The organism is Mesorhizobium sp. IMUNJ 23232 (assembly GCF_044326205.1).
Lineage (GTDB): Bacteria > Pseudomonadota > Alphaproteobacteria > Rhizobiales > Rhizobiaceae > Kumtagia.
Genome location: NZ_JBIRCY010000017.1, coordinates 57,539 through 71,653, shown reverse-complemented (window position 1 = coordinate 71,653; position 14,115 = coordinate 57,539). Strand labels below are relative to the sequence as shown.

The 14,115-nt window shown below is 64.4% G+C and carries 16 protein-coding genes; 7 read left to right on the top strand and 9 right to left on the bottom strand.

Annotation, left to right across the window (positions count from 1 at the left end; translation table 11 throughout):
* Positions 1 to 17 precede the first annotated feature (17 nt).
* Both ACH196_RS14905 and ACH196_RS14900 read right to left on the bottom strand, forming a co-directional pair.
* Positions 18 to 1,607 carry a peptide chain release factor 3 gene (locus ACH196_RS14905; protein WP_396647688.1) on the bottom strand — a complete coding sequence of 530 codons (1,590 nt, stop codon included), beginning with the start codon at positions 1,605 to 1,607 and terminating at the stop codon, positions 18 to 20.
* Positions 1,608 to 1,680: 73 nt separating this feature from the next.
* Positions 1,681 to 2,439, bottom strand: coding sequence for a pentapeptide repeat-containing protein (locus tag ACH196_RS14900; protein ID WP_396647687.1), 759 nt, complete (start codon positions 2,437 to 2,439; stop codon positions 1,681 to 1,683).
* Between the two features lie 169 nt (positions 2,440 to 2,608).
* On the opposite strand from ACH196_RS14900, the gene ACH196_RS14895 reads away from it, so the two are divergent.
* Positions 2,609 to 3,310, top strand: coding sequence for a methyltransferase family protein (locus ACH196_RS14895; protein WP_396647686.1), 702 nt, complete (start codon positions 2,609 to 2,611; stop codon positions 3,308 to 3,310).
* Positions 3,311 to 3,316: 6 nt separating this feature from the next.
* Here ACH196_RS14895 and ACH196_RS14890 read toward each other — a convergent pair whose 3' ends face one another.
* From ACH196_RS14890 to ACH196_RS14880, 3 genes are read right to left on the bottom strand one after another with little or no spacing between them, the layout of a single operon-like run.
* On the bottom strand, positions 3,317 to 3,904 hold the full coding sequence (locus tag ACH196_RS14890; protein ID WP_396647685.1) for a glutathione S-transferase N-terminal domain-containing protein: 588 nt from the start codon (positions 3,902 to 3,904) through the stop codon (positions 3,317 to 3,319).
* A complete protein-coding gene (locus ACH196_RS14885; RefSeq protein WP_396647684.1) occupies positions 3,901 to 4,353 on the bottom strand; it encodes an SRPBCC domain-containing protein in 453 nt (150 codons plus the stop codon). Before ACH196_RS14885 ends, ACH196_RS14890 begins: the two co-directional genes overlap by 4 nt.
* Positions 4,350 to 4,709: an ArsR/SmtB family transcription factor gene (locus ACH196_RS14880; RefSeq protein ID WP_396647683.1), complete on the bottom strand. Its 360-nt coding sequence runs from the start codon at positions 4,707 to 4,709 to the stop codon at positions 4,350 to 4,352. The genes ACH196_RS14885 and ACH196_RS14880 overlap by 4 nt, the downstream gene beginning before the upstream one ends.
* 185 nt (positions 4,710 to 4,894) lie before the next feature.
* Here ACH196_RS14880 and ACH196_RS14875 point away from each other — a divergent pair, with 185 nt between their 5' ends.
* Positions 4,895 to 6,049: an L-lactate dehydrogenase gene (locus ACH196_RS14875; protein WP_396647682.1), complete on the top strand. Its 1,155-nt coding sequence runs from the start codon at positions 4,895 to 4,897 to the stop codon at positions 6,047 to 6,049.
* A gap of 4 nt (positions 6,050 to 6,053) precedes the next feature.
* On the opposite strand, the gene ACH196_RS14870 is transcribed toward ACH196_RS14875, so the two are convergent.
* Both ACH196_RS14870 and ACH196_RS14865 read right to left on the bottom strand, forming a co-directional pair.
* On the bottom strand, positions 6,054 to 6,857 hold the full coding sequence (locus ACH196_RS14870) for a class II glutamine amidotransferase (RefSeq protein WP_396647681.1): 804 nt from the start codon (positions 6,855 to 6,857) through the stop codon (positions 6,054 to 6,056).
* Between the two features lie 34 nt (positions 6,858 to 6,891).
* Positions 6,892 to 7,113 carry a DUF6356 family protein gene (locus tag ACH196_RS14865; protein WP_396647680.1) on the bottom strand — a complete coding sequence of 74 codons (222 nt, stop codon included), beginning with the start codon at positions 7,111 to 7,113 and terminating at the stop codon, positions 6,892 to 6,894.
* Positions 7,114 to 7,225: 112 nt separating this feature from the next.
* Here ACH196_RS14865 and ACH196_RS14860 point away from each other — a divergent pair, with 112 nt between their 5' ends.
* The 4 genes from ACH196_RS14860 (at position 7,226) to ACH196_RS14845 (ending at position 11,055) form a co-directional block, all read left to right on the top strand.
* Positions 7,226 to 7,696, top strand: a complete 471-nt coding sequence (locus tag ACH196_RS14860) for an Lrp/AsnC family transcriptional regulator (RefSeq protein ID WP_396647679.1) — start codon at positions 7,226 to 7,228, stop codon at positions 7,694 to 7,696.
* Between the two features lie 52 nt (positions 7,697 to 7,748).
* Positions 7,749 to 8,219 (top strand): dUTP diphosphatase, encoded by a 471-nt coding sequence (gene dut / locus ACH196_RS14855; RefSeq protein WP_396647678.1) that lies wholly within the window; start codon positions 7,749 to 7,751, stop codon positions 8,217 to 8,219.
* 138 nt (positions 8,220 to 8,357) lie between these two features.
* A complete protein-coding gene (locus ACH196_RS14850) occupies positions 8,358 to 9,164 on the top strand; it encodes an oxaloacetate decarboxylase (protein WP_396647677.1) in 807 nt (268 codons plus the stop codon).
* 952 nt (positions 9,165 to 10,116) lie between these two features.
* A complete protein-coding gene (locus ACH196_RS14845; RefSeq protein WP_396647676.1) occupies positions 10,117 to 11,055 on the top strand; it encodes a hypothetical protein in 939 nt (312 codons plus the stop codon).
* Between the two features lie 223 nt (positions 11,056 to 11,278).
* Here the strand turns inward: ACH196_RS14845 and ACH196_RS14840 are convergent, their stop codons facing one another.
* Positions 11,279 to 11,989, bottom strand: a complete 711-nt coding sequence (locus tag ACH196_RS14840; protein WP_396647675.1) for a sulfate transporter family protein — start codon at positions 11,987 to 11,989, stop codon at positions 11,279 to 11,281.
* Between the two features lie 158 nt (positions 11,990 to 12,147).
* Here ACH196_RS14840 and ACH196_RS14835 point away from each other — a divergent pair, with 158 nt between their 5' ends.
* Positions 12,148 to 13,140: an adenosine kinase gene (locus tag ACH196_RS14835; protein ID WP_396647674.1), complete on the top strand. Its 993-nt coding sequence runs from the start codon at positions 12,148 to 12,150 to the stop codon at positions 13,138 to 13,140.
* A 73-nt stretch (positions 13,141 to 13,213) separates the two neighbouring features.
* On the opposite strand, the gene ACH196_RS14830 is transcribed toward ACH196_RS14835, so the two are convergent.
* Entirely contained in the window at positions 13,214 to 14,047 is an 834-nt protein-coding gene (locus ACH196_RS14830; protein ID WP_396647673.1) for a glycosyl transferase, read from the bottom strand.
* Positions 14,048 to 14,115 lie beyond the last annotated feature (68 nt).

The following is a 14,115-nucleotide window of genomic DNA, read 5'->3' as shown; positions in this document are numbered from 1 at the left end:
GGGCCTCCGAAGCGGTTTTATGCCGCTTCCCGCACCTGATAATCCTTGATCGCGTCGAACGTGATCGCCTTCCAGCGCTCGGCCTCGTAGTTCAGCGAGAAGCCGTGCTGGGCCAAAAACACCGGGTCGCCGTCGAGGTCGCGGGCGATGTCGCCGCGATGGGCGTCGATGAAGCGCTGCACTTCGGTCCGATCCGCCGCCGAAATCCAGCGGCAGACGGAGAAACGCGACATCTCGAAATCGACCGGCAGCGAATATTCGAAGGCGAGCCGCTCCTTGAGCACATCGAGCTGCAGCGCACCGACCACGCCGACGATGGCCGGCGACCCGTCCTCGGGCTGGAAAAGCTGGACGACGCCTTCCTCGGCCATCTGCTGCAGCGCTTCCTTCAGTTTTTTCGCCTTCATGGCGTCGCCGAGCCGTACGCGGCGCAGGATTTCCGGCGCGAAGTTGGGAACACCTCGGAAAATGATGTTCTCGCCCTCGGTCAGCGTATCGCCGATGCGCAGCGTGCCATGGTTGGGAATGCCGACCACGTCGCCGGCATAGGCTTCGTCGGCGGTGATGCGGCTGCGCGCGAAGAAGAACTGCGGCGCCGAAAGGCTCATCGGCTTGCCGGTGCGCACCAGTTTTGCCTTCATGCCGCGCTCCAGCGTGCCGGAACAGACCCGCACGAAGGCGATGCGGTCGCGGTGATTCGGGTCCATGTTGGCCTGGATCTTGAAGACGAAAGCGCTCATCTCCGGCTCGGTCGCATGGATGGTGCGGATGTCGGCCTCCTGGTCGCGCGGCGGCGGCGCGAAGGCGCCGAGCCCCTCGATCAGGTCGCGCACGCCGAAATTGCGCAGCGCCGAGCCGAAATAGACCGGCGTGAGATGCCCCTCACGGAATGCGGCGAGATCGAACGGACGGCAGGCTTCGCGGGCGAGGTCCAGTTCCTCGATGAAGGTTTCGCGGTCGTTGTCGGGCAAGAGCCCGGCAACCCGGTTGGAATCCGGGCCGTTGACCTTGGTGCGCTCGGTCTCAGCATCGCTGCGGCGCACGGCGTTTTCGGCGAGATGGTAGGTGCCGGCAAAGGTCTTGCCCTGGCCGATCGGCCAGGTGATCGGCGCGGTGTCGAGCGCCAGCTTCTGCTCGATCTCGTCGAGGATCTCGAATGTGTCGCGTGCTTCGCGGTCCATCTTGTTGACGAAGGTGACGATCGGGATGTCCCGCAGCCGGCAGACCTCGAACAGTTTCAGCGTCCGCGGCTCGATGCCTTTCGCGGCGTCGATCACCATCACCGCAGAGTCGACCGCCGAGAGCGTGCGATAGGTGTCGTCGGCGAAATCCTCGTGACCCGGCGTGTCCAGGAGGTTGAAGACGTTGTCGCCATATTCAAAGGTCATCACCGAGGTGACGACCGAAATGCCGCGCTCGCGCTCGATCTTCATCCAGTCGGAGCGCGTGTTCATGCGGTCCTTCTTGGCCTTCACCTCGCCGGCGAGCTGGATGGCGCCGCCGAACAGCAGCAGCTTCTCGGTCAGCGTCGTCTTGCCGGCATCGGGGTGGGCGATGATCGCAAAAGTGCGGCGGCGCGCCACCGCCTGTTCAATAGTCTCGGTCATGTCGAGGGGTCCGTTGGATGCGGCGGCTTATAACCGCGCGAAAACCGCGTGTCGAACGGAAAGACAGGGCGGATCAGTTGCTGGCGCAGGGCCAGTCGGCCGGCGCCTTCAGATCAGCCGGCAATTTGGTGTTCTGGTCGCCGCAGGCCTGGTCGATCTGCCACTGCTGCAGGCCGGTCGCCTGGCTCAAATCCATACCCTCGATATGGGTAAGGAAGAGGAAAGCGCCGTCGAAGGCGAGCGGCCCTTCGAACTTCGCCAGATACAACTGCGCGCGCGCCAGATTGGCCATCGGGAAACCGGCGCCCGTTATCGTCGCATCGGTGAAATTGGCGCGGCCGAGTTCGGCCTTCTCGAAGTCCGCACCGGTAAGATTGGCGGCGGTGAAATCGGCGCGCTGCAACTCGGCGCTGTTGAAGGAAGCGCCCGGCGCCGAAATCTGCGAGAACACCGTGCGGTAGCCTTCGACACGGGTGAAATTCGCCTTCTCCGCCTTGGAGCCGGCAAGCGAGGAGCGGATCAGCGTGGCCTTCTCGAAATTCGCGCCGGAGAGGGTCGAATTGCGCAGGTCGGTGTAGCTGAAATCCGTGCTGAACAGATTGGCGTTTTCGAGCTGGCTTTCCTGCAACACGAGACTGGCCTTGTTGCAGTCCTGCCAGTCTATCGAGGGCGCCGGGTCCGACTTGCAGCTTGCAGCATGGGCGGGCACCGGCGCCAGCGCGGCGAGACAGGCGGCAAGCAAGGTGCTTGCCAACGCCGCTGTTGCAAAGCGGCCGGGAGCGCCGTCCTGTGCGGTTCGCCGGAAGACGCGTCCCGCAAAACTCTTCGACATGTTCGAACTCCGACCGATCGCGCCCAGCATTTCTTTCCCGTGCATCCTTGCAACGGTAATATACCGAACGCCTTTCAGGAGGAAGATGACGCTTTCGTGTCCGGATTCCATGCCTGTTTGTGTGCAGGCGCCCTAACTTTAGCAGGCATGGCTATCGAGGACCGGGCGGATGAGCGAATTCCACGATCCGAAACCGCTGACGCCGCTGCAATGGGTGGCCTATTCGGTGAGCATTCCGCTGGTGATGGCTGTGCTCCTGTTCTGGCCGGCCGGCACGCTGCGCTGGGCGCCGGGCTGGCTGTTCCTCATAGTGTTCGGCGCGGCGACGGTGGTTGCCGCCCTGGTTCTGTGGCGGGTCAACCCGGTGATCTTCGCCGCCCGCAGCCGGGTGCAGGAAGGCACGAAGCGATGGGACCGCGTGCTGCTCGCGGTGTTCATGCCGCTTCTCATGGCGATCCTGCCCATCGCGGTGCTCGACGCCGGACGTCTTCGCTGGCTGCCGGCGCCATCATGGCTGGTGGCGCTTGGCTATGCCCTGATGCTCGCCGGCTTCGCGCTGGTCACTTGGGCGCAGGCGGTCAACCGCTTCTTCGAGCCGGGCGTCCGCATCCAGAGCGAGCGCGGGCATCGTGTCATCGACACGGGCCCGTATGCGTATGTCCGGCATCCCGGTTATGTCGGAGCAATCGCCATGTTCTTCGGCATGGCGCTGTCGCTGGGTTCGCTGGTGGCGCTGGTCCCGGCCGCGGCGACGACGGCGCTGCTGGTGCTGCGCACAGCCTGGGAAGACGAGACGCTGCACCGGGAATTGCCCGGCTACAGCGAATTCGCGGCAAAGATCCGCTATCGGCTGCTGCCGGGCGTCTGGTAGCAGCGCTCAGGCAAATCCTTCGGCCTTCAGCGTCGCCTGCACCGCGGGCCGCTCGGCCACGCGCGCGTGGTAGGCTTCGAGCGCCCCCGGCGGCTTCACATCGAAGAAACCGCGCCCCCAGCTCACCATGACGAAGAGAAGGGCGTCAGCCGCGCTGAAATCGTCGCCGAACAGGTAGGCGCCCTTCAATTGGCCGGCAAGATAATCGAAACGCTCGCCGATCACCCGTCGGTTGATCGCCTTCATCTCGTCTCCCGGCAGGAACATGTAGGTGAGGAAGGGCTTGTGAAGCTCCTCGGTCATGAAACCGAGCGCCTCGATCATGCGGATGCGGCCGAGCGGGCCTGAGGGGATCAGGTGCGGCGCCTGCTCGGCGATCCAGGTGATGATCGCGACGTTTTCGGTCAGCACCTCGCCATTGTCGAACACCAATGCCGGCACGTAGCCCTTCGGATTGATTTCGGTGAAATCGCCGCCGGTTTCGGTGGTGCGCGTCGGGACATCGACCTTGACGCGGTCGAAGGACAGGCCGGCCTCGTTGAGCGCGATGTGCGGTGCCTGGCTGCAGGAACCGGGGGCATGATAGAGCTTCATTTCGCAAGATACTCCGCAAGGTTGTCGAGGGTTTCGCTCCAGCCCAAGCCATGGCCGTCGCGCGAGGCTTCGGACAGGAAGAACGCCTGGTGAAGGGTAAGTTGCGTCTTGCCGTCCTGTTCCCTGAGCGTGATGGTGACGACGGTTTCGTGCTCGTGTTCGCCCTTGTCGTTGAGCCAGCGGTGCGAGAACACCAGCCGCTCCGGCGGCACGATCTCCTGATACGTGCCGGACAGCCAATGGTCGGTGCCGTCGGGCGCGCGCATACAGGTCTTGAAGAAGCCGCCGGGGCGGATGTCGCCCTCGGAGAAGGGCAGCGTAAACCCTTTCGGACAGCACCAGCGGTTCAGCCGTTCCGGCTCGGTCCAGCAGCGGAACACCAGATCGCGCGGCGCGTCAAAACTGCGCCGGATCGTCAGTTCGGGGCGGGTCTCGGCACGAACGTTCATTTCTTTTCTCCCTTGCCGTCGTTGGCCGCGTCTGCCTGCTGAAGTTCCTTCAGATAGGCGTCGAGCCGGTCAAAACTTTCGTCCCAGAAACGCCGGTAGTTTTCCAGCCAGCCGGCGAGGTCGCGCAGCGGCTCGGGCCGCAACCGCCGCGGCCGGAACTGCGCCTCGCGGCCCTGCTCGATCAGTCCGGCGCGCTCCAGCACTTTCAGGTGCTTGGAAACCGCGGGAAAACTCATGTCGAACGGTTCCGCCAGTTCGGTCACCGTCGCCTCGCCAAGCGCCAGCCGCGCCAGGATCGCCCGCCGCGTCGGGTCGGCGAGTGCCTGCAACGTGGTGCTCAATCGGTCGGTGGCCATTATTGAACCGGATGGTTATTTATCTCTTTGGTTAAATAAATCGTGCGACACCTTCTGTCAAGCCTCGGCGGCCGGCCGCCGAGTCCGACATTCCGGCATCGACTTCCCGAGCGAAGAGCGTTACGTCGGTCGCCGCTCACCTTGCCGGGAACGCCGTCCGAAATCCGAATGCTCAAGGCCTGCCGATGAAGCCGTCGCTCGAAATCGCCGATCTCAAGGAAGTCGCCCGCCGCCGCGTGCCGCGCATGTTCTTCGACTACGCCGATTCTGGCGCCTGGACGGAGAGCACCTACCGCGCCAACGAGGAGGATTTCGCCAAGATAAAATTCCGCCAGCGTGTGCTGGTCGACATGACCAACCGCTCGCTGGAATCAACCATGATCGGCGAAAAAGTGTCGATGCCGGTGGCGCTGGCCCCGACCGGACTGACCGGCATGCAGCACGCCGACGGCGAGATGCTGGCCGCGCAAGCGGCGGAGGAATTCGGCGTGCCGTTCACGCTGTCGACCATGAGCATCTGCTCGATCGAGGACGTCGCCTCGGTGACGAAAAAGCCGTTCTGGTTCCAGCTCTACGTCATGCGCGACAAGGATTTCGTGCTCAACCTCATCGACCGCGCCAAGGCGGCGAAGTGCTCCGCGCTGGTGCTGACGCTGGACCTGCAGATCCTCGGCCAGCGCCACAAGGACATCCGCAACGGCCTGTCGGCCCCGCCGAAGCTGACCTTGCTCAACATGCTCGACATGGCGATCCGCCCGCGCTGGTGTTTTGCCATGCTGGGCACCAAACGCCGCACCTTCGGCAACATCGTCGGCCATGCCAAGGGCGTCGGCGACATGTCGTCGCTTTCGTCCTGGACGGCCGAGCAGTTCGACCCGCAACTGTCCTGGAAAGATGTGGAGTGGATCAAGCAGCGCTGGGGCGGCAAGCTGATCCTGAAGGGCATCCTTGATGCCGAGGACGCCCGCCTGGCGGCGGCGACCGGGGCGGACGCCATCATCGTCTCCAACCACGGCGGCCGCCAGCTTGACGGCGCGCCGTCAAGCATCTCGGTGTTGCCGGAGATCGTCGAGGCGGTCGGCGACCGGATCGAGGTGCATGTCGACGGCGGCATCCGCTCCGGCCAGGATGTGCTGAAGGCGCTCTGCCTCGGCGCCAAGGGCACCCATATCGGCCGGCCTTTCCTCTACGGCCTCGGGGCCGGCGGCAAGGATGGCGTGACGCTGGCGCTCAGCATCATCCGCAAGGAACTGGACGTGACGCTGGCGCTGTGCGGCAAGCGTTTGATTACCGACGCCGGGCCGGAACTGCTTTACAAGCCCGCCGCGAAAACCGAATAGCTGGTCAGACGGCCAGCGCCAGCCTTGCCGGTTCGGCCGGCGCGAAGGGGCGGATGGCGACTCCCGCATCAGTGATGGTGACAAAACTCGACGGCGGGATCGCCTGCCAGTTCGGCCCCTCGCGGTCGAACGGTTCGGAGACCACGCAGCGCCCACCCGATTTCTTGAACTCGGCCGTGTAGAGCGTCGGTGCGAAGGCGTCGGTGGCATAGCGAATGGCATGCAGCGCCGTGCCGTCGCTGAAGGCCGCCGTCAGCCGCAGATGCGGCTCGATGCCGGCGGCGCGCGCCGCTCCGATCACCCGCATGGCTGCGCGCTCGGCCGCGCGTTGCGGGTCGGCGTCGAGGCCTTCCTCGATCATCATCAGGAAGAACAACTCGGAATCGGTCGTGCCGTCGATCCGCTCATAGAGCGTGTCGGGCAGGCTTGCCTCCAGCCGGCGCCGCAACTGCTCGAACCCGCCGATCTGGCCGTTGTGCATGAAGGCCCAACGTCCGACCGCGAAGGGATGGCAGTTGGTGCGGCTGGTCGAGCCGCCGGTGGATGCCCGCACATGCGCGAGAAAAAGGCCGGAGCGAATCTGCCGGCACAGGCTTTTCAGATTGGGATCGGACCAGGCGGGCAGGATGTCGCGATAGAGGCCGGGCTCGTCGCGCTCGCCGTACCAGGCGATGCCGAAACCGTCGCCATTGGTCGGCGTCTTGGCCTCCAGCGCATTGTGGCTCTGCGCGATCAGCGAATGGCAGGGCGCGGTGACGATGTCCTCGAGAAACAGTTCCGGCCCGATATAGGCCGCCCAGCGGCACATCTGAATATCCCCTCTCGCGGGCTGAGGCTCGTGCTCAAGCCTTGGCGCGCCTGTTATGCGTCCGTTCGGCAAGCTCGCGGACGATTCGGCTCGCCGTAGTTTCGAAAAGGAAGGGTAAGAAAGCATGAACGATCGCCGCGCCTGCGGCCATGAACAGTCTTGACGAGAACCACGCGGCGAAGGCCATGTGGCCGAAATAGGTCTCGTCGACCGAGGCGGGGTGCTCGACGAACAGTCTGGCGATGCGGGTGGTCATGGCTGCGGTTCCCTCATTGTTGTCCGATTATCCCAATCTTACCTCATCTCCAGGAGATTTTGTCCCAATCCGTCCCTTGCAACGCGCTCGCATTGGGACAATCATCCCAAAAATGACGACTGAACTCGACGCCATCGACCGCCGCATCCTCGCCGAGCTGCAGCGCGACGCCATGCTGTCGGTCGACGATGTTTCGGAACGCGTGAACCTGTCGCGCAATGCCTGCTGGCGGCGCATCCGCCGGCTGGAGGACGAAGGCGTCATCACCGGCCGCGTGGCCCTGGTCGATGCGGAAAAACTCGGCCTCGGTCTCTCCGTTTTCATCCTGGTGCGCACTTCGCACCACGATCCCGAATGGCTGACGCGCTTCCGTGCCGCCGTGACCAGCCTGCCGGAGATCACCGGCGTCTACCGTATGTCAGGCGACCTCGATTATGTGCTGCGGGCGCGCGTCGCCGACGTGAAAGCCTATGACCGGCTCTACCAGCGGCTGATCGCCAAGGTGCCGCTCAACGACGTCTCGGCCTCCTTCGTCATGGAGGAGATCCGTGAGACGACTGTCGTGCCGGTGGAAATCAGGTGAACGCCGTTGCTGGCGATTGACGCCCGGCACGTCCGCCCGATAGATCGCGCTCATGACCACATCCCAGCCTGCCCCGCTTGTCGGCGTTGTCCGCCTGCCGCACGCCCATGGCCTCGACCTGCCGGCCTATGAGAGCGCCGGCGCCGCCGGCATGGACCTGCGCGCCGCGGTCGCTGACGACCGGCCGATCCTCATCCTGCCGGGCAAGCGGGCGCTGGTGCCGACCGGCCTGATCCTGGAGATTCCCGAAAATTTCGAGGGTCAGGTACGGCCTCGATCCGGATTGGCGTTCAAGCACGGCATCACCTGCCTCAACACGCCGGGCACCATCGACTGGGATTATCGCGGCGAGGTGAAGGTGCTGCTGATCAATCTCGGCGACTATGATTTCACCGTGACGCGCGGCATGCGCATTGCGCAACTGGTCATAGCGCCGGTGACGCGCGCCGCGATAGAGGAACGCGACCTCGCCGGCGACACGCTGCGCGGCGCTGGCGGCTTCGGTTCGACGGGAACGGCTTGAGCCACGGTCGTCTTGCATGAACGGGCCGACTCTCTGAATAGGCCGAGCCACGTTCCTTCCGTCGATCCTGCTTTGCCCCGCCGCCGACACGCGGTAGGATCGCCCGACGGTCGGTTTTCCGGCACAACAGGTGCGATCATGGACAAAGGCAGAATTTTCCGGGACCTTCATCAGGCGGCTGGCGCCTTCGTGATGCCCAATCCGTGGGACCCCGGCACGGCGAAACTGCTGGAATCGCTGGGCTTCAAGGCGCTGGCGACCACTAGTGCCGGCTTCGCCTTCTCGCGCGGCCTGGTTGACGGCGCGGTCGGCTTCGAGGCGATGATCGCGCATTGCCGCGACATCGTCGGATCGGTGTCCCTGCCGGTCAACGCCGATCTCGAAAAGGGCAAGGGCGACAGCCCGGACAGCGCGGCCGAGACCATTTTTGCCGCCGAGGCGGCCGGGCTGGCCGGCTGTTCGATCGAGGACCATACCAGCGACGCCGGCGATCCGATCTACGAATTCTCGCTTGCCGTCGAGCGGGTCGCCGCCGCGGCCGAGGCGGCGCGGGCGGTCAAGCACGGTTTTGTCTTCACGGCGCGGGCGGAGAATTTCCTCTGGGGCCGAAAAGACCTCGACGACACCATCAAGCGCCTGCAGGCCTTCGCCACGGCCGGAGCGGACGTGGTCTATGCGCCCGGCATTTCTGACATAGAGACGGTGCGGACGATCTGTTCGGCGGTACCACGCCCGGTCAACTTTCTCGCCGTGCCGGGGCTCACCGTGGCTGAACTGGCGGAAGCCGGCGTCAAGCGCATCTCGCTGGGCTCGAAGCTCACCAACCACGCCTTCGGCGCGGTCCGGCGGGCGGCAACGGAAATCCTCGAAAAAGGCTCGTTCGAATTTTCTCGCGACGGCATGTCCTTTGCCGAGCTGGTGACGCTGTTTTCCAGCAGAAGCTGATCGGGTGGTGCCGGTTTCGCCGACGGACGGCACGGCCGAGGCAATTGTACCAGTGGGTGCTTGCCTTGACCGTCGCGCCGCCCGTCCTTCGGACCCGCCCTTCGGGCACCTTCTCCCCGTGAAGGACGGGAAGAAGGAGGCTGGCCGCAACGTGGCCGCTTGTCCCTTCTCCCCGTCCTTTACGGCTATCGGATTCACACATTTCACGATCGGGTTTCAACCGGCGTACGGAGGAAGACTTTCTGCATCGGCTCTGATTCGGCCACCATCGAGGCATGGATTCCCGACACTCTCCGCTCGCTTCGCTCGCTCACGAGGTCGGGAATGACGACACTCACGGGCCGTTTCAGCTAATCGTCGATGTCTTCCGTTTCAGCGAAGCGTCAACGTCGGAGATTAGCTAAGGCAGACCATGACTGTCGTCATTCCCGACCTCGTGAGCGAGCGCAGCGAGCGGAGAGTGTCGGGAATCCATGCCTCGGATTCGAAGCTACAAAGCCGGTGCGGAATCTGCTGCGCCGTATGACCGGCGAGCCGCAGCCAAAATCCAGGATACGTGAACATGACCGGGGCAAGGGCAGGGATGGTAAGAGGCGACGGAAGCCGCCGCTTGTCATACGATGCCCGGCGCCACGGGTTGTCCCGATCGCGGCTTTTGTCAGCCCGCTTGGTCATGCTTGTTTCGCGAAAATCCACGCGGGTTGCAGCTAACCATCTGTTTCTGCTTGGCTTTACAAGCATGACATTCCTTTCGAACGGCCTTACGCCCTGGCCGTGAAGCCCCTGACGCAGGCCGCCGCCTCTCGAAAAATCAAGCCTTTTCAATGTGTTGTGTCGGCGGCGATGGCAGGCTCGTCATTCGCCCGCCATCAAGGATTATTTTCTTAGGACCTTTGCGTTTGTTCCTGATATGTTCTATATTGAATGTCGGCCTTATCCGAAGGAGGCGGCGGTGGAGTTTGGAGACGCGAGTGCGACAATCGAGCGATACCGGGGAGCGCTGAAGCACATCGTGCTGACGCTGGTCGGCATGGCCGAGATGGGGTACGGCAGGCCGCTGTCCCTGGTGCTCGGGGAGGCCGCCGTCGCCCCAAGGCAGGGACGGGCGGGGCGGAAAAAACCGTCCGCGGCGCTCTGCCTGCCGCGCCACCTCTATCGCGCCATTCTTCTGCTGCTGCGCCCGGCCGAATCCGCCGCCCGGCGCCTCATCATCGCGGCGGCGCAAGGCATCGTGGTCACCTTGCCGCCGTTTCGTCCGCGAAAGCTCAAGCCAAAAATTTCCGACACGGTGGCCGCCATGCGCCGCCTCGGCCTCGCCGTCAATCTGTCGAAGGCAGACTTTGCCCGCTATGAAGCCGAGCGGAAAGCTGCCGAACGGCGCGCATCTCGCCCGCGCGGACAAAACCTTTCGCTGCTCGATCCTCTGAAATATCCCTTCCGCATCCGCCGCAACTATGTGCCGGCGCGTGCCGTGCCGCGCATCCGGTCACTCGACGACGATGCGCCACGCATCCCCCTGCCGCCGCCGCCATCGCAGAACGATCCGATGAATGCGGCAAAGCTGACGCTCAGGCTGGATGCGCTGGGTCAGGCACTCGACGATCTGCCCGGCCAGGCGCAGCGTTTCGCCCGCTGGAAGGCGCGCAACGACGCAGGCCTTGCACGCGACAAAGCGGCCCGCGACGCGGCGGCGGCAGGCGGCAAGCCGGGTCCGGTCCGCTTCCGGCGTTTTTCGCCGCTGCGGCGCGGCCGTCCGCCCGGCGGAAGATTGCCGCGTTTCGATCCGGATGTTCCGAAACGCAAAAACATCCGCGAGGTCGACGAGATTCTGGCGCATGCCAACGCGATGGCCTACTACGCGCTGCAGCCGCCGCGGCGGAATACGTCTTGACGGCGGCCTGACGGACGAAAAGCGAAGGTCGATTGCCGGCGCGGACTTTTTCGCGGCCCGGCGGCGCGGGCGGCTACATGCAGGGGACAGTTTACTTTTTCCGCAGAACGGCGCAGCCGCTTCAAGGCTGGCGCAGACGGAAAAAGTAAACTGTCCCCGGCGTTTGCCCTGTTCCGTGCCGTCAGACAATACCGTTGCCCGTCCGCTGGCGAAGCCGGCCTGCTCAGCCCCGCCGCCGTTCCTCGGCAGCCACCGCCTTGTGCAGATGCACCATCATGGCGCAGGCGAACAACGGCGACAGGAGGTTGAGCAACGGCACGGCCATGAAGGCGGCGATGACCAGGCCGGCGAGAAAAACCGTGCCGGCGTTGCGCCGCCTCAACGCCTTCGCCTCGGCTTCGGAACGGAAGCGCATGGCGGCGAATTCGAAGAACTCGCGGCCGATCAGGTAGCCGTTGACGACGAAGAAGGCGCCGATGTTGACCCCCGGCACCAGCAGCAGCAACAGCGCCAGCAGGTTGCCGACGATCACGATGCCGAAAAACTTGAGCGACAGCACTATGCTGGCAAGCGCGGGTATCGGGCGGCCTGGCGGGTCCGATGGATATTCGCTGCGCTCCACCAGTTCGGCGACATCGTCGAGGAAGAAACCGGCGACAACAGCCGTCACCGGCGCGATCAGCAGGGCGAGCCCCAGCGCCAGCCCGATGCCGGCGACGATTGCCGCGACCACGCCCAGCCAACCGGCCCAACTGGGCAGGCCAGGCAACAGGGCGTCCAGCCAAGGCCAGGCCAGCCATTCGAACAATGCGGCCATGCCGAACCACAGCGCGACGAGCGCAAGCAACGTCAACCCGAGCGTCTTCAGGAACACCCCGCGGAATGGCGCACTGAACAGATGGCCCGCAGCGGCGCGGGCGGAATCGAGGATCATGCTGTGCCGGTCTCCATGATGTTCGGCGTCATAGTGCGATCGACATGGGGATTGCAGGCCGCGCCGGCAAGAAACTTGCGCAGCGCGGCACTCCTTCTCTGGACCGGGCCGCGCTGCCTGTGCAAGAACGCCGAGGATTTGCCCGCCGGAGTTCCTTCATGAGCCAATACGATGTGCTGTGCATCGGCAACGCGATCGTCGACATCATAGCGCAAGCCGACGAGGCGTTCCTCGCGGAGAACGGCATCATCAAGGCGGCGATGAATCTCATCGACACCGACCGCGCCAACCTGCTCTATGAGCGCATGGGGCCGGCGATCGAGGCGTCGGGCGGCAGCGCCGGCAACACGGCCGCCGGCATCGCCAGTTTTGGCGGCCGCGCGGCGTTCTTCGGCAAGGTGGCGGAAGACACACTTGGCGAGATCTACTACCACGACATCCGCGCCCAGGGCGTCGCCTTCGACACAAAACCTCTCCAGGGACCGCCGCCGACCGCGCGCTCGATGATCTTCGTGACGCCCGACGGCGAGCGCTCGATGAACACCTATCTCGGCGCCTGCGTCGAACTCGGACCCGAGGACGTCGAGCCGGAAAAGGCCAAGGGCGCGCTGGTCACCTATTTCGAAGGTTATCTGTGGGACCCGCCGCGTGCCAAGGACGCGATCCGCATGACCGCGCGGCTGGCGCACGAGGCGGGACGCGAGGTGTCGATGACCTTGTCCGATTCCTTCTGCGTCGACCGCTATCGCGGCGAATTCCTCGACCTGATGCGGTCGGGCACGGTCGACATCGTTTTCGCCAACAGCCATGAGATCAAGTCGCTGTACCAGACGAGCTCCTTCGAGACAGCCCTGGACTTGATCCGCCGGGATTGCCGGATCGCGGCGGTCACCCGCTCGGAAAAAGGCTCGGTGATAGTGCGCGGCGACGAGACGGTTGTCGTGAAGCCTATTCCCGTCCGCGAGATCGTGGACACCACCGGCGCTGGCGACCTCTACGCCGCCGGTTTCCTCTACGGCTATACGACCGGCCGCGACCTGCAGCACTGTGGCGACCTTGGTTCGCTGGCCGCGGGCCTCGTCATCCAGCAGATCGGCCCGCGCCCGCGCCAGAATCTTCGCATTGAGGCCGAGAAGGCGGGATTGCTGTAGGGCTGCCGCTATCCGGGCCGGAGCGGGTTGAACTTAGCGCCTCTGCCTCGGAAGCAAGGCTCCGGACGAATCCTTATTCGCGCCAGTGCTCAGCGATCCAGCCGGCCGGCCGGAAGTAGTGGCCGAGGTGCCTGACCACGCTTTCACGGCGTTGCCCGGAAAAAGTCGCGGCGATGTGCTGAGCCGGGCTCCTGGCCTCGCTTCTTTTCGTCCATCGGCCTGATACCGCCTCCGGCGGATTGAGATGTCCGGCAAACAGTACGACCTTCGCATCGCGCGGCAGGCGCGGCGCTTCGAAATAGTTGCGGGGAAATGCCGGGATCAGGTCATGCCGGAACAATCTTACCCAGGCGCGCGGCCAGAATTTGATGCCGCCGGGCGCATTGCGGGTCACGAAGCGTTGCTCGAATTCATAACGCGCGGCGATCCCGAGCGAATCCGCCTCGAATGCCTTGAGCAGCGGCAGCAGTTTGCCGACGGGGAAGCGGTATATGGAGGTCTGGCCGAGCCGCTCAAGCGGGCGCACCGGATTGACCGCGAGGATGACGTCGTCTGGGTCACCCCGGCTGAAGAAGTCGTCGAGCGAACCCGTCACCAGAAGGTCGAGGTCGAGGAAAAGCACCGGACCCTCGAGATCGGCCAGTTCGGCATTCCACAATCTTGCCTTGCCCCAGATGCCGCGCGAATGTTTTGGCAGTTCGGCGTTCAGCGGTGGCAACGGCTCGCAGCGCACTTCTGGACGCACGCCTTGGTCGTTGTCGGTGAAGCATGTGAAGGTGAAGGGAGGCGTTATGTTGCGCGCCACCATGCCGTAGAGGCGATTGATGTAGACCGGGCCGTATTTTGTGCCCCAGTTGATGCAGATGATCTGCTTCTTCATGCCGATCCGACCTCGCCGACTGCCCATGGGTGGGAACCGGTCGGCAATATGCCGGTCATGGATGACAGCCGAAAAACAGGAGCCGGCCTGTCCGG

Coding starts and splice junctions, on each gene's coding strand:
- ACH196_RS14905 (WP_396647688.1), bottom strand. CDS start 1,607: ATGACCGAGACTATTGAACAGGCGGTGGCGCGCCGCCGCACTTTTGCG.
- ACH196_RS14900 (WP_396647687.1), bottom strand. CDS start 2,439: ATGTCGAAGAGTTTTGCGGGACGCGTCTTCCGGCGAACCGCACAGGAC.
- ACH196_RS14895 (WP_396647686.1), top strand. CDS start 2,609: ATGAGCGAATTCCACGATCCGAAACCGCTGACGCCGCTGCAATGGGTG.
- ACH196_RS14890 (WP_396647685.1), bottom strand. CDS start 3,904: ATGAAGCTCTATCATGCCCCCGGTTCCTGCAGCCAGGCACCGCACATC.
- ACH196_RS14885 (WP_396647684.1), bottom strand. CDS start 4,353: ATGAACGTTCGTGCCGAGACCCGCCCCGAACTGACGATCCGGCGCAGT.
- ACH196_RS14880 (WP_396647683.1), bottom strand. CDS start 4,709: ATGGCCACCGACCGATTGAGCACCACGTTGCAGGCACTCGCCGACCCG.
- ACH196_RS14875 (WP_396647682.1), top strand. CDS start 4,895: ATGAAGCCGTCGCTCGAAATCGCCGATCTCAAGGAAGTCGCCCGCCGC.
- ACH196_RS14870 (WP_396647681.1), bottom strand. CDS start 6,857: ATGTGCCGCTGGGCGGCCTATATCGGGCCGGAACTGTTTCTCGAGGAC.
- ACH196_RS14865 (WP_396647680.1), bottom strand. CDS start 7,113: ATGACCACCCGCATCGCCAGACTGTTCGTCGAGCACCCCGCCTCGGTC.
- ACH196_RS14860 (WP_396647679.1), top strand. CDS start 7,226: ATGACGACTGAACTCGACGCCATCGACCGCCGCATCCTCGCCGAGCTG.
- dut (WP_396647678.1), top strand. CDS start 7,749: ATGACCACATCCCAGCCTGCCCCGCTTGTCGGCGTTGTCCGCCTGCCG.
- ACH196_RS14850 (WP_396647677.1), top strand. CDS start 8,358: ATGGACAAAGGCAGAATTTTCCGGGACCTTCATCAGGCGGCTGGCGCC.
- ACH196_RS14840 (WP_396647675.1), bottom strand. CDS start 11,989: ATGATCCTCGATTCCGCCCGCGCCGCTGCGGGCCATCTGTTCAGTGCG.
- ACH196_RS14835 (WP_396647674.1), top strand. CDS start 12,148: ATGAGCCAATACGATGTGCTGTGCATCGGCAACGCGATCGTCGACATC.
- ACH196_RS14830 (WP_396647673.1), bottom strand. CDS start 14,047: ATGGGCAGTCGGCGAGGTCGGATCGGCATGAAGAAGCAGATCATCTGC.